This window comes from Mesorhizobium sp. HAY1-8B (genome assembly GCF_056868045.1).
In genome coordinates, this window is record NZ_CP200321.1 from 4,352,943 (window position 1) to 4,375,136 (window position 22,194).

Below are 22,194 nucleotides of genomic sequence, written 5' to 3' on the forward strand. Positions count from 1 at the left end.
CCGCCTCAAATCGCAAGCCGGAAGCCGACCTTGGAGCATCAGGAAACAGCGCGCATACTGATTGCCGGCACGGGTCCCGCAGGGCTGATCGCGGCGCTCGCTTTCGCCGATGCGGGCTTTGCGGTGACCCTTGTCGGGCCCGAGGCATCGGCCCCCGATGGCCGTACCACGGCGCTGATGAACCCTGCCCTGAAAGTGCTTGAGCGGCTTGATCTCCTCGAAGACATCAAACCCAAGGCCGCGCCGTTGAAGGTCATGCGCATCGTCGATGCGACCAGCCGGCTGATCCGCAGTCCCGTCGTCACCTTCCGCGCCGCCGAGATCGACGAGGAGCAGTTTGGGCTGAACCTGCCCAACAGCGTCCTTGGCCCGGCGCTTGCCGCCAAGGTGGCCTCGCATTCCGGGATCGAATGGCGCAGGTCGATGGTCAAGGCCTGGCATCTCGGCGCCGACAAGGCTCACGCCGACCTCGCCGACGGCAGTGAGGTTGGCGCGTCGCTGGCGGTCGCCGCCGATGGACGCCAATCGCCCGCCCGCGAGGCAGCGGATATCTCGACTGCCGCGCGCTCCTACCCGCAAGCCGCGCTCGTGCTCAATTTCGGGCATAGCCGAGACCATGCCTTCACCTCGACGGAGTTCCACACCGAGACAGGACCATTCACACAGGTTCCGCTGCCGGGCAATCGCTCAAGTCTCGTCTGGGTGGTTAAGCCCGAGACAGCCAAGGCGCTTGCCGCCCTGGATGACGCGACGCTGTCAATGCGGGTCGAGGAGCAGATGCAGTCAATGCTGGGTCGGGTCACCGTGGAGCCGGGCGGGCAGATCTATCCGCTTTCGACCGTGACGCCCCTGCGCTTCGCGCGAGAGAGGGTGGCACTTGTCGGCGAAGCCGCGCATGTGTTTCCGCCGATCGGTGCGCAAGGCCTCAACCTTGGTATCAGGGATATTGAAGATCTGGTTGGTATTGCGAGTGAAAATCGTGAGGACCCCGGCGGGGCCAAGGCCCTTGCCGCCTACGATTTCAAACGTCGCCCCGATATTCTGGCGCGCAGCGGTGCAGTCAATCTCCTCAACATGTCGCTGCTTTCCGACATGTTGCCGGCGCAGATCGCGCGGGGCGCCGGTCTGGGCGTGCTCGGCGGTTTTGCGCCGCTCCGTGCCTTCTTCATGCGCGAAGGGCTTCGTCCAGGCAGCGGCTTTGCAGCACTTGTGGGTGGCCTGCGAAAGCCGGTGCGGCAGCGGTAGCGATCTTGCGGACTTTATCGCGACATCGCGACGTCAATCAAAACCTTTCCGCCGAATTCTGCGTAGCTTGAAGAGGCTCAAACGCTTCGGGATTGAATTGACTCGGAGTCTGCGCCAAATAAAGTCAAGGAATTCAGTGGTGAGTACGATGAAAACGGCCAAATTCGCGATCGGACAGGTGGTTCGCCACCGGCTGTTTCCGTTTCGGGGCATCATTTTCGACGTCGATCCGCAATTCGCCAACACCGACGAATGGTACGAAGCCATCCCCGCCGACGTGCGGCCTCGCAAGGATCAGCCATTTTACCATCTGCTCGCCGAGAATTCGGAAACCGAATACATAGCCTATGTGTCCGAGCAGAATCTGCTTGAGGATCGGTCGGGCGAGCCCGTTCGCCATCCGCAGATCAAGGAGATGTTCGACAAGAAGCCGGATGGACGCTACGAGCCGAAACGGCAGTCCAAGCACTGACCTCCCGGCACTCCAGCCATGGCCAGGAACGAAAAAAGCGGGGCAAGGCCCCGCTTTTCTTTGACATCGGTCTTGGCCGGATACCGGTGATCAGTTGGCGGTCTTCGCCTTGTCCTGCTCGTCCTTGAGCTTCTTGGCGAAGTCCTGGTTGTTCTTGGCCACGAAGTCCTGGAGCTTCTTCTGCCGGTCTTCGATGTCCGACTGCTGCAGCGGCGGGCCGTCATAGGCGCCGCTGAAGCCCTGCAGCGCAATCTTGATCGGGTTGGCCTGGTTCTGGAAATTGATCGAGGTCAGGGTGATACCCTGACCTTTCTTGAACGAGGCGACGAGCTGGTCGGTCAGTGGCACTTCCGCCACGCAACGATCCGGGAAGCAGATGACATAGTCGAGCTTTTGCGCCTTGCCAGTGTCGATCTGCAGGCCGATGCCGGGAGGCACGAGACGGCCGGTCGGCACCGTGACCTGGAACACCTTGCGGTTAACCTTGCCCTTGAGTTCGATCAGGCTGACACCGGTGACGAGCTGGCCGTTGCCGGCGGTGACGATGTTCTGGACGTTGCAGATATCGACGTCTTCCTGCTTGGTGCAGGCCTTGAACCAGCCCTGAGGTATCTGCTGCTGTTGCTGCGCGGAAGCCGCGGGAAGTCCTGCGCCCAGAAAGCCGATCACGCCAGCGGCCATGACCGACAGGCGGTACGCGTTGCTGTTCAGGCTCGTCATGTCGTGCATTTCCTCTCAAATGATCCCGGAACCGGCTTCTCTGCGCCGTGTGGTCCAGCTACCTGTTGCCGAAATGAGGCAACAGAATGACTTCGGACGGCGTGTTACACTGCAAGCGGTGCCGAATCCAGCCCGCTCACTTGTAATTCTTGATGACACCATTGGCCGGCACGCAACTGCCTCATGCTAGGGTGCGCACCGAATCATCAAGCCGACCTGTTAAGGAGACGGTCATGGGCCGCGTTCTTGTTTGGCTGATCACCGCGATATCGTTTCTCACCCTGTCGCTGCCGGCACTGTCGGAGCCAAAATACGCGATTGCCATGCAGGGCGAACCGGCCCTGCCGCCGGACTACGCGCATTTCAGTTACGTCAATCCCGACGCGCCGAAGGGCGGCAGCATCACCTATTGCGTCGTCGGCAGCTTCGATAACCTCAACCCGTTCATCCTGAAAAGCCTGCGTACGACCGCGCGCGGCATGATGGACACGATCTTCGGCAATCTGGTCTTCGAACCGCTGATGCAACGCAGCGCGGATGAGGCTTTCACGCTCTATGGGCTGCTCGCCGACACCGCAGACATGGACCCGGAGCGCAAGAGCATCGAATTCCATCTCAACCCGAAGGCCAAATGGTCGGACGGACAGCCGGTGACGCCAGAAGACGTGCTGTTCACCTATGATGTCTATACGCAAAAGGGCCGCCCGCCCTACAGCGACCGCATGGCCAGGATCGCCAAGCTCGAAAAGACCGGCGACCACAGCGTGCGCTTTACTTTCAACGACAAGGCCGATCGCGAATTTCCCTTGATCATCGCGCTGACGCCGATCATCCCCAAGCATGCCTTTGACATGGACACATTCGACAGGACGACGCTGAAGCCGTTGATCGGCAGCGGACCCTACACGATCGCCCAGGTGACGCCCGGCCAGCGCATCGTCTTCAAGCGCAATCCGGACTATTGGGGCAAGGACGTACCCGCCAAGCGCGGCTTCGACAATTACGACCAGATCACCATCGAATATTTCCTCAACGCCAACGCCAAGCTCGAAGCCTTCAAGAAGGGCCTTTGCGCCATCGACGACGACAGTGATCCGGTGAAGCGCGAGCGCGATCTCGACTTTCCCGCCTTCCACAGGGGCGAGGTGGTTTCCGAAACCTTCGACACCGGCATTCCGCCTGTCGTGACCGGTTTCCTGTTCAATACGAGGCTGCCGAAGTTCTCCAACCCGGTGGTTCGCCGCGCGCTCGGCATGCTTTACGATTTCGAGTGGGCCAACAAGAACCTGTTCGGCGGGAAATACACGCGCACGATGAGCTATTGGCAGAATTCCGAACTCTCCGCGCTTGGCCATCCGGCCGACGACAGGGAAAGGGCGCTGCTGGCCCCCTACCCCGGCCGCGTGCCGGCCGAAATCATGGACGGCACCTGGAAACCGCCGGTGACCGATGGTTCAGGCCAGGACCGCAAGGTGCTGAAGGCCGCTTTCGATCTCCTGAAAAGCATCGGTTACCACGTGCAGGACGGCACAATGCTCGATCCCGACGGCAAACCTTTCGGATTCGAGATACTGACCGCTTCGCAGGACGAAGAACGCCTGGCCGGCATCTACCAGCGCACACTGGAAAAGATCGGCATCAACGTCAGCATCCGCAGCCTGGACGGCGACCAGATCCAGTCGCGCAAGCAGCGTTTCGACTTCGAGGTGCTGGTCGGCTCGAGCGGCTTCAACAATTCCTTGTCCCCGGGCATCGAGCAGATCGGGCGTTGGTCGTCCGCTGCGGCCAAGACCGAAGGATCGTTCAATCTTGCCGGTGTCGCCGATCCGGCAATCGACGCCGCGATCGACGCCATGTTGAACGCACATACCAAGGAGGATTATGTCGCCGCCGTTCGCGTTCTCGACCGACTGCTGATCTCGGGCAATTACATGGTGCCGATGCAGTACAACACGCAGCAGTGGCTTGCGTACTGGAATTATCTGGAACATCCGCAGAAGACGCCCATATTCGGTTATCAGCTGCCGACATGGTGGCGCAAGCCGAACTGAAAATCCGGAGATCGAGATGAGCGAAGCGAACGCCATAACCGTTGATGTGGTGTCGGACGTCGTCTGTCCGTGGTGCTTCATCGGCCAGAAGCGGCTGGACAAGGCGGTTGCCGCGGCCGGCGATATCGAGGTGCACATACGCTGGCGGCCGTTCCAGCTCGATCCGACCATTCCGCCGCAGGGCAAGGACCGCCGGGAGTATATGCTGGCCAAGTTCGGCAGCGACGAGCGCATTCGCGAGATTCATGCCCGCATCGAACCGCTTGGCGACGCCGAGGGCATTTCCTTTGCCTTCGATGCCATCAAGGTGGCGCCAAACACGCTGGATGCGCACCGACTGATCCGCTGGGCTGGCGCCGCCGGTGAAGCCGTGCAGAACAGGCTGGTCCGCCGCCTGTTCCAGCTGAATTTCGAGGAGGGCGTCAACATCGGCGACCATGCCGTGTTGGTCGAAGCCGCCCGCGAGGCCGGCATGGACGCATCCGTGGTGGCGACGCTCTTGCCGACCGACGCCGATATCGAAGCGGTGCGCACCGAGATCGCCACGGCATCGCGCATGGGCATATCAGGCGTGCCGTGTTTTCTGCTTGAAGGCAAATATGCCGTGATGGGCGCGCAGGACGTCGACACCCTGGCTGATGCCATCCGCCAGGTGGCGGCTGCCAAGGCCCGCGGCGAACTGGACACGGTCGGCTGAGGCCTGTGATTCCTTTCGCCTGCCGCAAAGACTTTTTCAGGTCATTGCTCGGCCTTTGGGACAGGGCCGTTGACACATTATGGCGACCTGTTTTCCGGAATTTTGGTTAGCCCGCAATGAAAAATCGGCAAACCCAACACGTCAAAACAGGTCACGAAATCGTGTGAATACCTTCCCTGGGGGAAGGTATGTGTATCCTGTCATCCAGGCCGATAAATAAATGATATCATTACATAAAATCGCCTTTCCGCAGGCTTGCGCGCGACGCATGGGAAACCCCGCGCTGTTGCCTTGCCGACACGGCCGGCTCCTTTATCCCGCCGTCCCTCTACAAAAATTAATGGAAAATGATCAATTGGTGTTACCATCCGTAACAAAACAAAAAAGGTTTGGGCGGGATCGTGATTCGGATCGGCAGACGATCGCAGGAGTCAGTACCGGATGGACTACACAGCGGCGCCGCAGGGCCGTCGCATTTGACGCCGGTATCCTCGATGCGCAATTTCTGGGGACTGATGCGGGCCTACTGGTTGTCGGATCGGTGGAAAGAAGCCTGGACGCTGACCCTCGTCATCGCGCTGTTGACCGCTCTATCCAGCAAGGCCAGCGTTTGGTTTGCCATGGCTTCCGGCGAATTGGTCAATTCGATTGCCTTTCTCCACGATGCCGCCAATACCCGCCCGCTTGAGACCATCCTGACCAATGCCGGCATATTGGTGTTACTGGTCATTCTCAAGGACGTCGGCTTTACCGGCGTACGCAATCTCGTCTCGGCGACCTTGCACCGCAAATGGCGTGGCTGGCTGAACGGCCAGTTCAACCAGGCCTTGCTCGACGGCAATCATACTCATTTCCATGCCCAGCATGGGTCCGTGGCCGGCGGCGCCGTCACGCCCGACAACATCGACCAGCGCATCCAGGAATTGATCAAGGACATGACCGGTGGTGCCATAGGCCTCGCAATGGGCGTGCTGGGTCTGGCAACTTCGCTCTATTTTATCGGTCAGAACCTGATTCAGTCGTCGGTGGAGGTAAAAGGCCTGGAGTTCCTGGGCAGCTATGGCAGCGCTGTCCTCGCGCTTCTGGCTGTTGCCACTTACGTGCCACTCAACACCTGGATCGCCGTCAAGCTCGGCAGCCTTCTGGAACGACTTAATATCCGCATGCAGAAAGCCGAGGGCAGCTATCGCGGCGAGCTGACGACATTCCTGCGCCGCAGCTTCCATGTCGCCGCCTCGCACGGTGAGGACGTGCAGAAGATGATGCACGATCGTCTCTACGTCGATATCGATCGCACGTGGGGCCGGCTGAATGTCGTCAACACCAGTTATATGTCGTTCGAGCTGATCTACAATTTCGTCGGCGCCCGTATCGTGGCCTATGCTCCGGGGCTCGTGCCCTTCATCCACAGCCGCTTGGACTACAAGGGCTACATCACCGGCTCCGAAATGGTCGCCCAACTTATCAGCCAGTGTTCGTGGTTCATCCATGTCATGCCTGCTATCGCCACGCTGCGTGCCAACAGCCAGCGTGTGACCGAATTGGCGAAAGCCATCGAGAACGTCCAGCACCCGCAGGAATTCTACAGCCAGACCGGCCGCTCCGATTTCCACTATGCTAGCCAGAACCCGGTTTTCGGCCTGACCATCCAGAAACTCGAACTGGCGCATCAGGGCGAGGATGCGACGCCGTTCCTCGTCGCCGCGAACCTGCGTTTCCGGCGCGGCGAGTGGACGTTCCTGAAAGGCGAATCCGGCTGCGGCAAGACCTCGCTGATAAAGGCGATCAACGGCCTCTGGCCCTATGGCCGCGGCACCATCGTCTTCCCCGACGGGGTGAAGAGTTTCTATGCCGCCCAGGAGGTCAAGCTGCAGCAGGTGTCGCTGAAACAGTTGGTCTGTCTGCCGGGCTCCGAACACGACCACGGCGATGCTCAGGTCGCGTCGGCGCTGCACAAGGCTGGCCTTGGTGACTTCATCGAACACATGGCCAATGAAAACCGCGAGGGCAAAAGCTGGGATCAGGTCCTGTCGGGCGGTCAGAAACAGAAGCTGGTGGTGGCCCGCATCATCCTGCAGCAGCCGGGCCTCCTGTTCCTCGACGAGGCGACCGGCGCGCTCGACCCGGAGGGCAAGATTGCCTTCCACCAGGCGATCAAGGACAATTGCCCCGATGTCACGGTGATCAGCGTCATGCATGAGGCGGTAGCGCCCAGATCGGCTGCCGGCACCGAGTTCTATCACTCAATCGTCTTGATCGCCGACGGCGTCGCCACCAAGAAGCCGCTGGCTCCGACCCTGCCCGTCGAACTCACCACGATCCTGGCCCAGCCACGGCCGGTCGAAGACAAATGGTTGCGTTTCTCGCGCCGGCTGAAACAGAAATAACGATGCGTTCATTTCGACTTGCCGGACAAAACGGCAGTCGGCGATCACAGTGTCGCGATCGGAGCCATCAGGCACCGTTTTCCATCGTCACCACGATTGACTCGGCAAGGCTCGCTCCTATGTTGCGCCGGCTTGCTGATAGTCAAACGCGAACCCGCAAGCAGAAAGGTCACCGCGCCATGCCTGGCGACAGTATTAGTCGAACGCAACCGCCGTCCGCCTAGACGTGACCTGAATGGTTCATGTCCTGGCCGGACGGCAAGGAGTGAGCCATGAACGATTTCTTCCCTGTAGCGGACGACGAGGCCGTCGCCATCGCCCGTATCCTTGCAAACGACCATGTCGCCGACGTGGTCGAGGCACTCAATCATGAATCGCGCGAAACCGCGACGGAGCTGCTTTGCGCCGTACCCTTCGAGCGTCTGGTCGAGATTTTCGATCAACCCGAACTCGAGAGTGCGCCTGAGCTCGCGGAGGCCCTGCCCCGCCCCAAGGCAAGCAAGCTGCTCACCGCCATGTCGGTCGACCGGGCGGCCGACATCCTGCGCGAGCTCGACGAGCCGGCACGCTCCGAACTGCTCGGTGCGCTGGCGCCGCCATTGCGCGCGACCTTGCTTTCCATTCTGGGCTATCCCGAAGGCAGCGCCGCATCGATCATGACGACGGAGTTCGTCAGCGTTCCCTCGGACTGGACCGTCGGGCGCACGCTTGATTACATCCGCAAGGTCGAGCGGACGCGCGAAACCGTCTACGCGATCTATATCGTCGATCCGCAGACGCACCTCCTGGTGCGGTCGACCGGCTTGCGCCGGCTCATCACCGGTGAGCCGGACGATCCGATCCTGTCGGTGGCGCCGGACCACATGCCGGTCACGGTCACACCGCTGACCGATCGCGAAAACCTGGCGCAGACGATCTCCAAATACGACCTGCTCGCCGTCCCGGTTGTCGACCACGGCAAGATCCTCGGCATCGTCACCATCGACGACATCATCGATACGATGATCGAGGAGACGACGGAGGACGTGCACCGCTTCGGCGGCATGGAGGCGCTCGACGAGCCCTACATGAAGATGAGCTTCCTCGCCATGATCCAGAAGCGGGCCGGCTGGCTCTGCGCCCTGTTCCTCAGCGAAATGCTCACCGCCAATGCCATGCAGAGCTACGAGAGCGAGTTGGAGAAGGCGATCGTGCTCACCCTTTTCATCCCGCTGATCATGAGTTCCGGCGGCAATTCCGGCTCGCAGGCGACCTCGCTGGTCATCCGCGCGCTGGCATTGCGCGAGATAGGCCTCGGCGACTGGTGGCGGGTTGCGCTGCGCGAACTGCCGACCGGCCTCGTGCTGGGATCGATCCTTGGCGTTGTCGGTGTCTGCCGTATAACGCTGTGGCAGTATTTCGGTTTCTACGATTACGGCCCGCACTGGCCGCTGATTGCAGCGACGGTTGGGACGGCGCTGGTCGGCATCGTTACCTTTGGTTCCCTCTCGGGGTCGATGCTGCCGTTCGCCCTGAAACGGATCGGGTTTGATCCCGCCAGCGCATCGGCGCCATTTGTCGCGACGCTGGTCGATGTCACCGGGCTGGTGATCTATTTCTCGGTGGCGCTCGTCATCCTGCGCGGCACCCTGCTGTAGCACTCCCCCGCCGCCGGCCGTGGCCGGCGGCGGGGGTTCGCTCTCATGGAGTTGTTTCGGGCTGCCGCCGTGGATGGCATCGCGCAGTGCATCGGGGAGACGCCTGACGATGGGCGTTGCCGGCAGGCGAAGTCAGACCCGCTGGCCATCCTTCACGCGGTATGTCGGCTTGTACATGGTGACAAGCTCTTCCGCCGCGGTCGGGTGCACGGCCATTGTGCGGTCGAAATCATCCTTGGTCAGGCCGGCTTTCAGCGGGATGCCGAGCAGTTGTGCCATCTCGCCGGCATCCGGCCCCAGAATGTGGGCGCCAAGCACTTTGCGGGAAGTGCCGTCGACCACCAGCTTCATCAGCATCTTTTCGTCGCGGCCCGACAGCGTATGCCGCATCGGCCGGAAGCTGGCGCGGTAGATCTCGATATCTGCGAAACGCTTGACGGCCTCGTCTTCCGACAAGCCCACCGTACCGATTTCCGGTTGCGAGAAGACGGCGGTCGCGATGGTTTCGTGGTCGGGCGCGGTCGGGTTGTTCTTGAATGCCGTCTCCACGAAGCACATTGCTTCATGGATCGCCACCGGCGTCAGCTGCACGCGGTTGGTGACGTCGCCGATCGCCCAGATATTGTCGATGTTGGTGCGGGAATAATCATCGACCTTGATCGCGCCGGTCGAGGTCATCTCGATGCCGACGCCTTCCAGGCCCATATTCTCGGTGTTGGGGATGCGCCCGATAGCCAGCATGACCTGGTCCACCGTCAGCGTATTGCCACTGGTCAGGAGGGCGTCGAGCCGGCCATCCGGCCGCTTGCGCACGTGTTCGGTCACCGAATGGCAGAGTATCTTTATCCCCTTCTTTTCCATCGTCTCGTGCAAGGTGTGACGCAGATCCATGTCGAAGCGGCTGAGGATCTCCTTGCCGCGATAGACCAGGGTCGTGTCGACGCCGAGGCCGTGGAAGATGTTGGCGAATTCGACAGCGATGTAGCCGCCGCCTTCGATCATGATCGCCTTAGGCAACGCCTTGAGATCGAAAGCCTCATTGGAGAAGATGCAGTGTTCGTGGCCGGGCAGCGCCGGATGCGCCGCTGGGCGGCCACCGGTGGCGACCAGGATCTGGTCGGCGGTGACTGTGCGATCCTCGCCCAGAAGATGGATCACGTGCGGGTCGACGATCATCGCCCGCGAATGAAAGGTCTCGCCGCCGGCGCCCTCGACATTCTTCTTGTAGATCGCCTCCAGCCGGCTGATCTCGCGATCCTTGTTGGCGACCAGTGTCTGCCAGTTGAAACTGGCCTCCGGCACCGTCCAGCCATAGCCGGCCGCGTCGGCAAAATGCTCCGGAAATTGCGAGGCGTAGACATAGAGCTTCTTCGGCACACAGCCCCTGATGACGCAGGTGCCGCCGAAGCGGTATTCCTCGGCGATGCCGACGCGCTTGCCGAGTGCCGCCGCAACGCGCGCCGCCCTTACCCCGCCGGAGCCGCCGCCGATGACGAAGAGATCGTAATCATAACCGGCCATGAGGCAGCTCCTTGAACGTCGGAAAATGTGAGTGACAGGTAGGCCGCCAAAGGCCAAAAGAAAAGCCCGGACAAGCCGGGCTTCACAGATGGCCGCAAGGCCGTATTTGAAAACGCAGGATCAGTTCTGCGTGCCGTCGGCAGGAGCCGAACCATCGGCGGGCGCGGCGCCATCCGCCGGAGCAGCCCCGTCAGCGGGCGCCTGCGCAGCCGGCGCCTTGGCCTTGGCGGCCGCGGCCAGCGTTTCGCCGACCTGCTGGGCGAGATCGCGGGCAAGGCCGTTCTGCCAGATGTCGGCTGCCTTGACCAAATCACGCGTCACTGCCGGACCGTTGTCGAGCAGCTTCTTGCCGGCCTCGGAGCCGTAGAAGGCCGCGATGTCATTGAGATCTTTTTCGGAAAACACCTTCGCATAGGCAAGGGCCGCTTCCTTTTCGAGATCGGCGCGGCGCGAGGCCATCGCCAGCGCTTTCTCGTTGATCGTCTTGCCGATCAGCTCCTGCATGTCCGGGTTCTTCTGGATGAGCTGCGACTCGAGCGCGGCCGCCGCCTGCGGCAGGATGTTGTCGAACGGGTCGGTAGCATGGATCGCCGCGACCGCCGCCCGGGCCGCCTTCAGGTGCGACTCGGTGACGTCCTGCGAAAACGCCGGCGAGGAGAAGGCGAAAACGGCCGAGGCCGCCAGAACGACGCAAAGGCCGCGAACCCGGTTATGCAACATCATGATCGGTAGAACTCCCTGGTTTTCGGGCGGCATGGACGGTTTGGATGCCGTCGCCACCGGCGATGATGGCCGCTGACGCCAGCCCGATGAAAAGACCATGCTCGACCACGCCCGGAATGGCGTGGAGAGCATTCGAAAGCGCTCTTGTATCCGGAATGCGGCCAAAAGATGCATCGAGGATAAAATGGCCGCCGTCTGTAACAAAAGCCTGGCCTCCCGTCATCCTCAATGTAATCGGACCGGAAAGGCCGAGATTTGCAGCCGCCGCCGCTACCGCGATCTCGGTGGCGCGCAGGCCGAATTGGTTGACTTCGATAGGCAGTGGAAACCGGCCGAGCGTCTCGACCATCTTCGACTGGTCGGCGATGACGATCATGCGCTGCGAGGCCGCGGCCACGATCTTCTCGCGCAGCAGCGCGCCGCCGCCGCCCTTGATCAGGGTCAGTTCCGGGTCGACCTCGTCGGCGCCGTCGATGGTGAGGTCGAGCTCGGGCGTTTCCTCCAATGTCGACAGTGGCACGCCAAGCTCGCGGCACAATGCAGCGGTGCGCTCCGACGTCGGGACACCGATGACGGTCATGCCTGTCGCGACCTTGTCGGCGAGCAATCGTACGAACTCTTCGGCAGTGGTGCCGGTGCCGATGCCGAGCCGCATGCCATCGCTGACATGGGCAAGAGCCGCCCGCGCGGCCTCGACCTTCAATTGCCTCGCATCCATGCTGCTTTGCCGCCCCGAAACCTGATGCATGTCGCCCAAAAGTAACCTCGGCTTTGGGAACCACATGCGACGCGCTTTAGTGTTTTGGGCTCCTAGCATTTTTGCCGGTCTGGTCAAAGCCCCTGGCGGCCATACCACCGCCCTGCTTGCCTTGACGCGCGCCAGCCTTTATCGCCTGCCAGCTGTACAAACCTGTGTGGGACAGACAATGATTCGCCCGACAATCGTGTTCGACCTCGACGGTACGCTGATCGATACAGCGCCGGACCTGCTCGACAGCCTCAACCACAGCCTGGCCGCCAGCGAGCTCGCGGCAGTCGACGAGGCCGGCTTCAAGCGCTTCGTCGGCCATGGCGGCCGCGTGATGATAGAGCGGGCGCATGCCGCGCAGCAGCGCTCGCTTGATGTCACCGAGCATGACCGGCTGCTGAAACTGTTCCTCGATCATTATACCGACAATATTCCCGGCAAGTCCCGCCCGTACCCTGGTGTCATCGAGGCGATCGCTCGCTTCGAGATGGCGGGCTATCTCCTGGCCATCTGCACCAACAAATACGAGGCCAACTCGCTGGCGCTGATCGAAGCGCTCGGCCTGACCAAGCATTTCGCTGCCATCGCCGGACAAGACACATTCGCCTTTCGCAAGCCCGATCCGCGTCACCTGACCGAAACCATCAGGCTGGCCGGCGGCGATCCCCACCGCGCGTTGATGGTCGGCGATTCGCAAACCGACATCGACACCGCCAAGGCCGCCGGCATCCCAGTGGTGGCCGTTGATTTCGGCTACACCGACCGCCACGTCCGCGAATTCGAGCCCTCGGCGATAATTTCGCATTTCGACGCGCTGACCGTGGGTCTGGCGGAAAGGCTGATCAGCGCCGCTGGACGTTGAACGGACAGCGACCGGCATCCTGTCGGAACAGACCCGAAAGGGCGAGGAATCCGATCGGTGTGAGAATGCCAGACACCGCCTTGACTTAACCGGTTGGCCTCCCTTATATCGCGGCTCGCTTGGCCTTCGGGCAACGAGCGGGCGATTAGCTCAGCGGGAGAGCACACCCTTCACACGGGTGGGGTCGCAGGTTCAATCCCTGCATCGCCCACCATCCAGCCACTTAAAAACGTTGGATGATTTACTCCGCAGCGATTTTTCCGATTTCGGTCACTGGCGCGCAAAGCGCTCCACCGAGGTGGTGACGGTTGCCTTGCATCAAATGGCACAATCAGAAATCCAACGGCGGATCGTACGGGAAGCCACCGGATTAGCCTCCGGGCTGCCGCGCCAGGCTGCCGGCCGGTTGGCGAACTAGGTAGCCGGTGACGCGACCTCGACGCAAACCCGCGTCTGGTCGGCCTCGCCGTATCGCTTCTCGGCAACCAGGCGCACCACCTGGCTGTCGTCCACCCACACCCCCGCCGCCGTCATTGCGTCCAGAACGGCCTTTCCCAAGTTGTCGATGTCACCGCGCGGCCATCCGCTTTGCAGACGGGCTTCCCTTTGCTTCTTGCTGTCGCTCTTGGGCGGAGCCTCAGCGCACTCAATCAAAACGCTCACGCGGCCCGCGTATTGGGTCGTGACTAGCTTGCGGATGTCGGCTTCGGCCTGTCTCTTCCAGGCGGTGTAGGGCTTCGGGTAGAAGGTGCCCCATCACGTAACCCTTGGCCTTGGGCACGGCGGTGTCTTGTAGGGCAGTACAAATTCCAGATCTGCTGTTTCTGTTTCTGGTGGATAATTTCACAACTTTAGCTACCCGTCACGTATTTCGGCCTACAAGCGAAGTGCGGGGGTGAAATTATGTCTTTTGAATCTGTGATGCGAGAAGCAGCTCACAAGGCTGCGGATATTACTGACGTGGTGATGGGAGACCTTGGTGCGGGCTTCATCAAACACGAGGACGATCTTTCGGGCGCGCTTGCGGGCGCCTTCCGCGAAGGGTTCCGGGGACTTCAGACGCAAGGCATCCATTGGAACGCATCTGTACTCACCCACCGGCGGAGCGGTGAAGAGGGTGTCTACGGAGCCGACCTCCTTATCCATGTGAAGCTCGAAACGCCGGAACAGAGCTACTCCAAGGGCGTCCTTGTTCAGGCAAAGCGTATAGGTCCGGGTGAAAATATGGCTGGCAAGCCTCACCAGGAACTTAAGGACCAGTGCGACAAGATGATGGGCTACACCCCTGAATCTTTCGTATTCGTATACGATCCAGCAGGTATGCGCTGCGGTTCGGCGAACAGGATAGCCGGAGCTACAGAGCGGGATGTCTATGATCAATGCAGCTGGACAGCCTACCGGTTTTTCCTTGAGTTTTTCAGGTGCCCGGCAGGCGACAAGAATATAACCAGTGCCAGGGTGAAAGACCTTCAACCAAGGGTAGCCTTGGAGGTCACGGGCAAGGGCACCTTCAAACCCGTGCGACGTCGAGACCGGTTGGCATAGTCCGGCATCACCCGGGTTGCCGGAGCCAGAGTACGCTGGCGGGCGTACACCGCCTGCAAACAGGAGGCAAAAATTTGAAAAGTCAGCAGCAACCAAAAAGGCCGTTTCAGCCGCCGACGAAGATCTACGCCGAAAAGATCGCGCGGCACGAATTCGGTCACTGGGCGATGGGCGAACGCCTGGGGTTCCGCGGCAACGACATCAAGGTCAAGATAACTGGCTACATGTCCGGCCATAATGGCGAAGCTTCAATCACTCTGAACGAAGACCTCACTTCCCAGGCAGCGGTGGAATCCTATCTCAGGCGCAGGATCATGACGTTGATGGCAGGCGCGCTCGCCGAGTCGCTTGACGCTGCGGCAAAGGTCGATAGCGACTACGCTCGCAAGGAATTGTGGGACGGTGGCGCAACCGCCGATTTCAAGGGTATCAAAGAGCTTCTTTTGGGCGTTATGAATTGGTCACAGAGTATTCAAACGCATGGGCCTCCTTTCGGAGGACATTGAGAGCGTTGCGGTTATCCTCATTCTCCGGCACGTAAATGGTGAGGATCATGTCGCCGTTTGGTTCCTCTCGATAATTCTGAAAGAGCGCGTCAACCAGTTCACGAGCGTATTTTTCGAAGTCCTGCGTGGACTGAGAGGTTCTTGGTGTTATGTCTATTCGAAACTGCCCACTAGGCCGACGCTCCCTTCTAGGGTGAAAAGCGCTGTTCTCGATATTCGCCAGCCGATTTTTCAAGCTCTGCATCTCTCCAAGCAACACCTTTTCCACCGAGGTTGCTGACTCCCGCAAACGAACTTTGCCCCGCGCCACCGTCACCGGATTATCGACCACGTGGTCGTCGGCAATCGCCGCCGCCACCGCGTCTTTCAAAGCAGCGCATGCCCTTCTCAAATCCGCTGGGGTTTTCCGTGAGAATTTCACCGACCGGAACATGCCAATGTCGAACGGGATACGTTGGCCCTCCAAGTGTACGTGCACAATGGCTTTATCAATCATGTGCCTAATGCCAATCTCATAGAACGCGTTCGGATTGAGCGTGCTGAGGTCGGCGATGACGAGGTCAGAATCTAGAAGCGCTGCAATGATCTGAGAATCGATACGACCGGGCTCGGCAATTTTGTCAGATCGGCTTAACTCAAAATCTGGGAAATATTGCTGAAATACGGGCTGGATAATCTCTTCCAGCAACCAGTCGGCATGGATGCGGTCGTCGCTACCATCATCGCCTATTGGCCCCACGACGAAGCAGCTTCGTTTGTCGTCTTTTTTAGCCATTTTTCCCCCACCCAACCCTTAGAGATGATCTACTGCCGAAGAGGAATGGTCGAACACACGACCTTCTTCTCTGCATCCGATACGCCGGCCTCTTGCAAAAGCGCGATTGTCGCTTCCCGGAGTTGGTCAGGAAACTCCGTGGGGCCGATGATTATGCGCTCCACGAGCTTCGGCAGTTCGGCGCCTACAAACCCCTCTTCCGGGTAGTCCTTGAAAGGGATGCTATACACGAGCTGCGGCACCCCGCGTATAAGCTCCACGCTGCGCACAAGCTTATGCTCTGTGGAGAACCGTGGGTCAAAGATGATCCGCCACTCCCGCTCCTCCTTAAAGCCGGGGTGCTTTGTGCACAAAACGGCAAAGCGGAACGCAGCAAAGAGCGAGTTGATTAGGGCCTGCCGACCCTTCTCGCGTATCATGCCCTCATGGGTTTTGATGCCGTCAGTCACGCGATTGAACTGTGCGATGAAATCCGCCTCGTGGAGGTATGCGACTGGCGATGACACCGCGCCCAACACAGTGCTGGACGAGTAGAACGGCTCCGGGTTCAAGACTACGGCCACGCCGGACGGGCCGCCGTAAGCTCGCCACATCGACAGCCGTCCAAGGTCATCCTCATCGTTTCCGTGTTCCGAGAGGCAACTTATGTACGTTTCCCTGCCGAACAGGGGAACCCATCCCCTCAGAAGGCGCGCAATCTCCTCGGATATCCCGTCAAACAAACCGTCGATGACCTGCCGGAATCGCTCGCCATCCGGGCTGCTCCAGGCGGCATCCAGACACCTGCTCCCATGCTCGATTTCCATGAAATCGTTCATGACGGTTGCGTTGCGCAGGCGCATGCGGTTGGACTTCACGATGTGGAATGCGGTTTCGGCGCTGCAGTAATGAACGAAGCGCGTCTGGGCCTGCATCGCCTTCATGTACTGGTCCACCGCGAGAGGGTGGAAAATGCCGTAGTGCAGCAGCTCTTCTGAAGTTATACGCACTTCAATACCTATCCGCGTCAGTCCGCTCTGGTGCCTCGTTTCCGGGCCGGACCCGGTAATCCTTCAAATCCTTACCCGGCTCGAAATGGGACCGGAAGGCCTCCTCCGCCTTTTTCCCACCCCTGCCCGTCCAGCTTTTGCGCTCTTTGGCTATCCAGTATTTGAACTGAGGGACGGCACGTCTGGTTTTGTCGGTTGCAGGGCCAGCCTGTTTCGCCCGCAATTGGGCGCGAGGTTCTTTTCCAGCGAAGCTATCTGGTCGGCCAGCTTGGCATCACGGACGGCGGTAGCGTCCGCAATCAAGCGGAAGCGCCGGGAGTGACTTCCCTCCCGGCGTGGTTTAGGTGGTCAGGCGCTGGCGCGCAACTGGCGATAACCCGAAGGCGACCGGGTGCAACTTAGTGCCTTTTTGTGCCCCTTTACGGCATCGGGCGAACCCTGTGACCCTTTTCAGCGCAAGGCTTTGCGGGCTCGCCCTCCCTTCACACGGATGGGGTCGCAGGTTCAATCCCTGCATCGCCCACCATTTTCCCCGGAATGTTTTTTAGTCTCAGCCCCTGCTTCGACGCTCTGGCAAATTGCAACCTGCAAGCACGACCTGCCAAGCATTGCGGCTCATCTGGAACCAACTCGCACGCCAGCGAGTTTCCTTGGGTCGAAACTTGAGGGAAAACCATGTCCAGATTTCTCGTGGCAACCAGCGTTGCCGTTCTTCTCGCTGCCGGTCCGGCTCTGGCCGCGGATGACAAGCCGCTGCCGCCGCCCAATGCCAAGAAGCTTTCGGAGATCATCGCCAAGGTCGAGCAGCGCGACGGCTTCCGCTATGTGAAGGAAGTCGACTGGGACAATGGCGCCTACACCGTCACCTATTACACGTCGGACAAGGCGAAGGTGGAAATCACCTACGATCCGGTGACGGCCGAGCCTAAGTAGGAGCCGCCGCCGGACACTCTCCATTCGACGGGCCTGCCGTTTTCTCCGCGCGCCTTCATGGCCAATCGGAGTGCCGCAAATTGTCCATGCTTGGAGTGTGATATGCACGCCAGGGTGCGGCGTCGCCTTGGGCAATGCTGTTGGCTTGGGGGCAGTCGTGCGATTTTCCGTTCGAACCGATGTCTTGCTCGTCCTCGCCATCATACTGGCCGGCAGCATCCTTGCCGCTCCCTCGGCGCGGGCCGGCGGGCCGTCCTTCGACTGTGCCAAGGCAAGCTTGCCGGCGGAGAAGGCGATCTGCGCCGACCCGCGGCTGTCGGCCATCGATCTGCTGGTCGCCAAGGCCTACAAGGGATTCGAGCCGGCATTCGGCGGCGACAAGCGCAAGATCGCCCGCGGACTGATCGCCGACCGCAATGCTTGCAGGAGCGACACCGCCTGCATTGTCAGCGCACTCAACAATGCCTTGCAGACTTATGGCAACGCGCCATCATGGGTGCAGGATTACAACATCGCGCTGATCGGCAAGAAGGCGCTGGACGTCGCGTTGCGCAATCCCGGCAACCAGGATCAGCCCCTGCCCTCCGCGGTCGGGCAATGCGCGACCACGCACATCAGGACGCTGACCACGCGGCTCGGCGACGATCCGCTGGAAACAGCCAGCCCCGACGCGGGCAGCGCCGCGACATTCACCAATGGCGGCGGGGCCGTCTCCTATGATCGCGAGCCTGGCCTCGCCGCATCGAAGGTCGGCGAACCCGTCGTGATGTGCCTGATCGCGATTCCCAGGGACTGCCCCAAGGACGACGACCGCGGTCGGGTCTATTATTCGATCGATCTGGTTGCGAAAGGTTCCTGGGCCTTGCCGGACTCCGAGCATCTGTGTGGCGGCGCATGATTCGAAGAAAGCCTGGCACGCCGGCGAGGCGCCTGCCCTTGCGCCGGATCGTCTTTGATGGCTGACTGAACCGGTTGATGCGCCGTATGGGGGATGGGCATGGCGACGGCGAAGCACGTGATGAAGCGCATCCTGATGATGCTTGCCGGCTATCTCGTCGCGATACTGGTCGGCCTGTTCGCCGTGGTGGCGATCTACGCCGCGCTCAGTTCCCTGCCCAGCGCGCCGGCGTATTTCGACGTCATGGGGGTTACGCCGATCGCCGCCCTGGTGGTGCCGCCACTTGGCATGTTCATCTATTTCCTGACGATTGTCGTGACCGCGCTGCAGACGCTGATCTTCGCGCTGATCGCGGAGTTCTTCTCGTTGCGCAATGTCCTGATGCACATGGCCTTCGGCGCAGCTGCCGCCGCCGCCGGCTTCTTCCTGATCTGGCCGAGTTCCGCCGAGGACATGGATCCGGAGCGATGGGCCGATATCGGCATCATCGCCGCCGCCGGCCTTGTCGCTGGCTTGGTCTACTGGCTGATCGCCGGGCGGGAAGCGGGCTTCCGTCGCCCGTTGTCGCAGCTCTGAACGATCAGCTAGAGGGCGAACGCACCGCTTCGGTCGCGTCCAGAGCCTGTTTCAGCCGCGAATCGCGATCGTAGACATCGTTGAAATACTCGACCTTGCCCGACATGTCGGGCCACGCGGTGAAATAGGCGACATAGACCGGGATCTTGCGCGTCACATTCTCCGTCGAATGTCCGTGCTTCAGCTTCTCGGCGACATAGTCGACCGAGGTGCCAAGCACCGCGGCCGCCATGCCGCGCGGGTCCTGCAGGCGCACGCAGCCATGGCTGAGCGCGCGCATGTCCTGCTTGAAGAACGATTTCTGCGGCGTGTCGTGCATGTAGATCGCGTGCTTGTTGGGGAACAGGATCTTCAGTTCACCCAGAGCATTGGCCTCGCTCGGCTGCTGGCGCACGCTGTAGGGAATGTTGGCGCCATAAGCCCCCCAATTGACCGCCGACGACGGAATGCGCTTGCCGCGCGAATCCGTCACCTCGTAGCCCGCCCGGTCGAGATAACCGGGATCACTGCGCAATCTGGGCAGCATCTCGTTGACGATGATCGACTGCGGCACGCCCCAATAGGGATGGAAATCGACCTGCTTGATCTGGTCGTAGAAGAACGCCGTCTGATTGGTGACCCGGCCGACCACGGCGCGCATCTTCAGCTTTTCCTCGCCATTGTCGATGTAGCTGGCGGTGAATGCGGGCTGGTTGATGAAGACACGCGGGCTGCCGAGGTCGGAAGGCAGCCAGCGCAGTTCCTCCAGCGCCACCTGCACCTTGAGCAGCCTGTCGGCCTTCGACGTGCCGGCCAGCAAGGCGACGGTGCGCGGACCGATGACGCCGTCGCCCTTCATGCCTTCCTTCACCTGCACCGCCTTGATCAGCGGCACCAGTTCGGGGACGTAGACCTCGCTGGTCGCCAGCCGCGACAGGAGCTCGCCATAGGTGCCGCCCATGTCGTCATCGAGATTGCGCGCGATCAACGACAGCAGCTTCGGCAGTTCGGGGCTGGTCTGCCCCGGCTTCAGCAGCAGCTTGGGATCGACGACGATCTCGTTCTCGGCACTTGCCTGCAGTGATTCCAGCTCGACGCGCAGCGCTTGATATTCCGCATTCTGCGGATGCCGCGATTCGAGGTAAGTGCGCACTTCCTGGGTATGCGCCAAGGTCTTCAGTACGCCGACCATGTCGAGCGGCTTGGCCGGGAAATCATAATAGCCGGTCATCCTGTTGGGCTCGACACGGCCGCTCTGGGCATCATGGGCGTAGCGCAAGACGCGCGCCGAAAGCGCCATTTCGAAGCGCACCAGTTCCTTCAACTTGGCGGCGTCCCCCACCGAGGCCGAATTCACGGCCGGCACGTCGACCGTATAGTCGGCTGGCGTCAAGCCATAGCTCGCGGCCTCGCCGAGCACCCGAACCGCATCCTGGGCGCGATTGTTGAGGCTGGTTCCGCTCACCCAGATGAAGTCCGGATTGGCCGAATAGTAGGCAATCAGCGCCTTGGCGATGTCGGGCTCGGCATAGAGTTCGTAGTCGCTGAGATCGGCAATGGCGTCGTGGAAAGCAGCTCCAGTGGCGGACGGAACGAACGCCGCGTCCTGCGGCGTTGCCGGCTGGGGCGCCGCCGACAGCGTCGAGAAGTCGACGCGCACCAGCCTGTCAGCCTTGTAGGTGTAATAGGACGGGCTGCTGATCTTTACGCCACCGCCGCCGCCAGCAGGGACTTTCGGCTTGGGTTTGTGCTTTGGCGGAGGCGGAAATTCCCCTTGTGGCTCGTGCCTGACACCGCCGCCGAACAGCATGTCGAAAAGCCCTTGCGCACCGGCTTGAGGCGCGCCCAGGGCGAGCGTTGCCGCGATCGCAATCAGCGGCATCGCGGTTGCTTTTTTACCGAGGAATTTCATGGATCACCCGCTCCGGCTGCAACCGGTTCCCGTTCCGCACGCTAAACCGTCTCGCTCACCGCATGGCGGATGTAAGGCGCGACTATACCGATTCATACCGATTTCGTTAAGCTTTCATAAATTTCGGAAAGCGTGTTGCAGAACGGTTTCACAACATCGTGACGGCGGGAGCGCGGGTGTTTTCGCTCCCGCCCAAGGACTCCATGAAAATCAGGCGTTGGCGCCGCCATCGATGGTCAATGCGGCGCCGGTTACGAAACGTCCTTCTGGGCCGGCGAGCCAGGCAACCATGCCGGCGATATCGTCGGCCTTGCCGAATCGCGGCGTCGCCATCTTCTGGCGCTGGTGGTCGGCATGCGGTCCGTCCGCCGGGTTCATGTCGGTGTCGGTCGAGCCGGGGTGGACGACATTGGCGGTGATGCCGCGCGGACCGAGGTCGCGCGCCAGGGCCCTGGTCAACCCGACCAGTGCCGCCTTGCTGGCGGAATAGGCGCCCAGGCTGGTGTCGGTGACGCGTTCGGCGAGATTGCTGCCGATCGAGATGATCCTGCCTCCCTCGCCCATATGAGCCGCCGCGGCTTTCGAGGCGATGAACGGGGCTCTCAGATTGACCGACATGGTCTCGTCGAAATCGGCAAGCGACAGCGTATCGATGGGTGCCGTGCGCCAGATGCCGGCACTGTTGACCAGGATGTCGAGACGGCCGAAGGCGCCAACGGCCCGATCGACGGCTCTGTCTATCGCCGCGGCATCCCGGTTGTCGGCCCTGATCGCAATGGCACGGCCGTCCTTGGCCTCTATATCGGCAACAACGGATAGAGCCTGCTCCTCGCCGTGTACATAAGTCAGTGCGACAGCCGCGCCATCGGCGGCCAGGCGCCGTGCAATCGCCGCCCCTATGCCGCGACTGCCACCCGTGACGAGGGCGGCCTTGCCACTCAAATTGCTGGAAGACATCTGCTTCTCCATTTCTGTATCGACCAATACATAAATGTCTGGCAGCCTTGCCCGGTCGCGT

At 61.0% G+C, this 22,194-nt stretch carries 20 protein-coding genes, 1 tRNA gene and 1 pseudogene; 13 read left to right on the forward strand and 9 right to left on the reverse strand.

Annotated elements, in window-relative coordinates; genetic code table 11:
- The first annotated feature begins 30 nt into the window (after window positions 1-30).
- Together AC1VON_RS20755 and hspQ are read left to right on the forward strand one after the other, a co-directional pair.
- Window positions 31-1,245 carry a UbiH/UbiF family hydroxylase gene (locus tag AC1VON_RS20755; RefSeq protein ID WP_483124689.1) on the forward strand — a complete coding sequence of 405 codons (1,215 nt, stop codon included), beginning with the start codon at window positions 31-33 and terminating at the stop codon, window positions 1,243-1,245.
- A gap of 148 nt (window positions 1,246-1,393) precedes the next feature.
- On the forward strand, window positions 1,394-1,717 hold the full coding sequence (hspQ, locus tag AC1VON_RS20760) for a heat shock protein HspQ (RefSeq protein WP_172350556.1): 324 nt from the start codon (window positions 1,394-1,396) through the stop codon (window positions 1,715-1,717).
- Between the two features lie 90 nt (window positions 1,718-1,807).
- On the opposite strand, the gene AC1VON_RS20765 is transcribed toward hspQ, so the two are convergent.
- On the reverse strand, window positions 1,808-2,437 hold the full coding sequence (locus AC1VON_RS20765) for an invasion associated locus B family protein (protein ID WP_140773822.1): 630 nt from the start codon (window positions 2,435-2,437) through the stop codon (window positions 1,808-1,810).
- Between the two features lie 233 nt (window positions 2,438-2,670).
- On the opposite strand from AC1VON_RS20765, the gene AC1VON_RS20770 reads away from it, so the two are divergent.
- From AC1VON_RS20770 to mgtE, 4 genes are all read left to right on the forward strand, one after another.
- Window positions 2,671-4,488: an extracellular solute-binding protein gene (locus tag AC1VON_RS20770; RefSeq protein WP_483124690.1), complete on the forward strand. Its 1,818-nt coding sequence runs from the start codon at window positions 2,671-2,673 to the stop codon at window positions 4,486-4,488.
- A gap of 16 nt (window positions 4,489-4,504) precedes the next feature.
- The gene (locus AC1VON_RS20775; protein WP_483124691.1) at window positions 4,505-5,185 is read left to right on the forward strand and encodes a DsbA family oxidoreductase; all 681 of its coding nucleotides are present in this window, start codon (window positions 4,505-4,507) and stop codon (window positions 5,183-5,185) included.
- Window positions 5,186-5,679: 494 nt separating this feature from the next.
- The gene (locus AC1VON_RS20780) at window positions 5,680-7,572 is read left to right on the forward strand and encodes an ABC transporter ATP-binding protein/permease (protein WP_483126351.1); all 1,893 of its coding nucleotides are present in this window, start codon (window positions 5,680-5,682) and stop codon (window positions 7,570-7,572) included.
- Window positions 7,573-7,844: 272 nt separating this feature from the next.
- Window positions 7,845-9,209: a magnesium transporter gene (gene mgtE / locus AC1VON_RS20785; protein WP_483124692.1), complete on the forward strand. Its 1,365-nt coding sequence runs from the start codon at window positions 7,845-7,847 to the stop codon at window positions 9,207-9,209.
- A 132-nt stretch (window positions 9,210-9,341) separates the two neighbouring features.
- Here mgtE and gor read toward each other — a convergent pair whose 3' ends face one another.
- From gor to rpiA, 3 genes are all read right to left on the reverse strand, one after another.
- A complete protein-coding gene (gene gor, locus AC1VON_RS20790) occupies window positions 9,342-10,730 on the reverse strand; it encodes a glutathione-disulfide reductase (RefSeq protein WP_483124693.1) in 1,389 nt (462 codons plus the stop codon).
- Window positions 10,731-10,850: 120 nt separating this feature from the next.
- A complete protein-coding gene (locus AC1VON_RS20795; RefSeq protein ID WP_172350550.1) occupies window positions 10,851-11,453 on the reverse strand; it encodes a DUF2059 domain-containing protein in 603 nt (200 codons plus the stop codon).
- Complete coding sequence (gene rpiA, locus AC1VON_RS20800; protein ID WP_172350549.1) at window positions 11,440-12,171, reverse strand: ribose-5-phosphate isomerase RpiA; 732 nt, start codon at window positions 12,169-12,171, stop codon at window positions 11,440-11,442. Before rpiA ends, AC1VON_RS20795 begins: the two co-directional genes overlap by 14 nt.
- Before the next feature lie 208 nt (window positions 12,172-12,379).
- On the opposite strand from rpiA, the gene AC1VON_RS20805 reads away from it, so the two are divergent.
- Together AC1VON_RS20805 and AC1VON_RS20810 are read left to right on the forward strand one after the other, a co-directional pair.
- Entirely contained in the window at window positions 12,380-13,063 is a 684-nt protein-coding gene (locus AC1VON_RS20805) for a phosphoglycolate phosphatase (protein WP_483124694.1), read from the forward strand.
- 139 nt (window positions 13,064-13,202) lie between these two features.
- Window positions 13,203-13,277: transfer RNA gene (locus AC1VON_RS20810), tRNA-Val, on the forward strand.
- Between the two features lie 200 nt (window positions 13,278-13,477).
- Here AC1VON_RS20810 and AC1VON_RS20815 read toward each other — a convergent pair.
- A pseudogene (locus tag AC1VON_RS20815) lies at window positions 13,478-13,801 on the reverse strand (RusA family crossover junction endodeoxyribonuclease); the annotation flags it as partial.
- 165 nt (window positions 13,802-13,966) lie between these two features.
- On the opposite strand from AC1VON_RS20815, the gene AC1VON_RS20820 reads away from it, so the two are divergent.
- Together AC1VON_RS20820 and AC1VON_RS20825 are read left to right on the forward strand one after the other, a co-directional pair.
- On the forward strand, window positions 13,967-14,608 hold the full coding sequence (locus AC1VON_RS20820; protein ID WP_483124695.1) for a hypothetical protein: 642 nt from the start codon (window positions 13,967-13,969) through the stop codon (window positions 14,606-14,608).
- Between the two features lie 74 nt (window positions 14,609-14,682).
- On the forward strand, window positions 14,683-15,114 hold the full coding sequence (locus AC1VON_RS20825) for a hypothetical protein (RefSeq protein ID WP_483124696.1): 432 nt from the start codon (window positions 14,683-14,685) through the stop codon (window positions 15,112-15,114).
- Here AC1VON_RS20825 and AC1VON_RS20830 read toward each other — a convergent pair.
- Together AC1VON_RS20830 and AC1VON_RS20835 are read right to left on the reverse strand one after the other, a co-directional pair.
- Window positions 15,059-15,889 (reverse strand): hypothetical protein, encoded by an 831-nt coding sequence (locus tag AC1VON_RS20830; protein ID WP_483124697.1) that lies wholly within the window; start codon window positions 15,887-15,889, stop codon window positions 15,059-15,061. The genes AC1VON_RS20825 and AC1VON_RS20830 overlap by 56 nt on opposite strands.
- Before the next feature lie 29 nt (window positions 15,890-15,918).
- A complete protein-coding gene (locus AC1VON_RS20835) occupies window positions 15,919-16,812 on the reverse strand; it encodes a DUF2971 domain-containing protein (protein WP_483124698.1) in 894 nt (297 codons plus the stop codon).
- 741 nt (window positions 16,813-17,553) lie between these two features.
- Between AC1VON_RS20835 and AC1VON_RS20840 the strand changes: the two genes are divergently transcribed.
- The 3 genes from AC1VON_RS20840 (at window position 17,554) to AC1VON_RS20850 (ending at window position 19,285) form a co-directional block, all read left to right on the forward strand.
- Window positions 17,554-17,811 (forward strand): PepSY domain-containing protein, encoded by a 258-nt coding sequence (locus tag AC1VON_RS20840; protein WP_172350547.1) that lies wholly within the window; start codon window positions 17,554-17,556, stop codon window positions 17,809-17,811.
- 157 nt (window positions 17,812-17,968) lie between these two features.
- Window positions 17,969-18,709, forward strand: coding sequence for a lysozyme inhibitor LprI family protein (locus tag AC1VON_RS20845; protein ID WP_483124699.1), 741 nt, complete (start codon window positions 17,969-17,971; stop codon window positions 18,707-18,709).
- Between the two features lie 93 nt (window positions 18,710-18,802).
- Window positions 18,803-19,285, forward strand: a complete 483-nt coding sequence (locus AC1VON_RS20850) for a hypothetical protein (protein WP_172350546.1) — start codon at window positions 18,803-18,805, stop codon at window positions 19,283-19,285.
- Between the two features lie 4 nt (window positions 19,286-19,289).
- On the opposite strand, the gene AC1VON_RS20855 is transcribed toward AC1VON_RS20850, so the two are convergent.
- Together AC1VON_RS20855 and AC1VON_RS20860 are read right to left on the reverse strand one after the other, a co-directional pair.
- Window positions 19,290-21,176 carry a L,D-transpeptidase family protein gene (locus AC1VON_RS20855; protein ID WP_483124700.1) on the reverse strand — a complete coding sequence of 629 codons (1,887 nt, stop codon included), beginning with the start codon at window positions 21,174-21,176 and terminating at the stop codon, window positions 19,290-19,292.
- Between the two features lie 210 nt (window positions 21,177-21,386).
- Entirely contained in the window at window positions 21,387-22,133 is a 747-nt protein-coding gene (locus AC1VON_RS20860) for a 3-oxoacyl-ACP reductase family protein (protein ID WP_172350544.1), read from the reverse strand.
- Between the last annotated feature and the right edge of the window lie 61 nt (window positions 22,134-22,194).

What these genes read in the sequence shown, in the direction of transcription:
- AC1VON_RS20820 (WP_483124695.1), top strand. Translation starts at nt 13,967, where the DNA reads ATGTCTTTTGAATCTGTGATGCGAGAAGCAGCTCACAAGGCTGCGGAT.
- AC1VON_RS20805 (WP_483124694.1), top strand. Translation starts at nt 12,380, where the DNA reads ATGATTCGCCCGACAATCGTGTTCGACCTCGACGGTACGCTGATCGAT.
- AC1VON_RS20795 (WP_172350550.1), bottom strand. Translation starts at nt 11,453, where the DNA reads ATGATGTTGCATAACCGGGTTCGCGGCCTTTGCGTCGTTCTGGCGGCC.
- mgtE (WP_483124692.1), top strand. Translation starts at nt 7,845, where the DNA reads ATGAACGATTTCTTCCCTGTAGCGGACGACGAGGCCGTCGCCATCGCC.
- AC1VON_RS20860 (WP_172350544.1), bottom strand. Translation starts at nt 22,133, where the DNA reads ATGTCTTCCAGCAATTTGAGTGGCAAGGCCGCCCTCGTCACGGGTGGC.
- AC1VON_RS20855 (WP_483124700.1), bottom strand. Translation starts at nt 21,176, where the DNA reads ATGAAATTCCTCGGTAAAAAAGCAACCGCGATGCCGCTGATTGCGATC.
- rpiA (WP_172350549.1), bottom strand. Translation starts at nt 12,171, where the DNA reads ATGGATGCGAGGCAATTGAAGGTCGAGGCCGCGCGGGCGGCTCTTGCC.
- AC1VON_RS20770 (WP_483124690.1), top strand. Translation starts at nt 2,671, where the DNA reads ATGGGCCGCGTTCTTGTTTGGCTGATCACCGCGATATCGTTTCTCACC.
- AC1VON_RS20775 (WP_483124691.1), top strand. Translation starts at nt 4,505, where the DNA reads ATGAGCGAAGCGAACGCCATAACCGTTGATGTGGTGTCGGACGTCGTC.
- gor (WP_483124693.1), bottom strand. Translation starts at nt 10,730, where the DNA reads ATGGCCGGTTATGATTACGATCTCTTCGTCATCGGCGGCGGCTCCGGC.
- AC1VON_RS20850 (WP_172350546.1), top strand. Translation starts at nt 18,803, where the DNA reads ATGGGCATGGCGACGGCGAAGCACGTGATGAAGCGCATCCTGATGATG.
- AC1VON_RS20830 (WP_483124697.1), bottom strand. Translation starts at nt 15,889, where the DNA reads ATGGCTAAAAAAGACGACAAACGAAGCTGCTTCGTCGTGGGGCCAATA.
- AC1VON_RS20765 (WP_140773822.1), bottom strand. Translation starts at nt 2,437, where the DNA reads ATGACGAGCCTGAACAGCAACGCGTACCGCCTGTCGGTCATGGCCGCT.
- AC1VON_RS20840 (WP_172350547.1), top strand. Translation starts at nt 17,554, where the DNA reads ATGTCCAGATTTCTCGTGGCAACCAGCGTTGCCGTTCTTCTCGCTGCC.
- hspQ (WP_172350556.1), top strand. Translation starts at nt 1,394, where the DNA reads ATGAAAACGGCCAAATTCGCGATCGGACAGGTGGTTCGCCACCGGCTG.
- AC1VON_RS20780 (WP_483126351.1), top strand. Translation starts at nt 5,680, where the DNA reads ATGCGCAATTTCTGGGGACTGATGCGGGCCTACTGGTTGTCGGATCGG.
- AC1VON_RS20835 (WP_483124698.1), bottom strand. Translation starts at nt 16,812, where the DNA reads ATGAAGGCGATGCAGGCCCAGACGCGCTTCGTTCATTACTGCAGCGCC.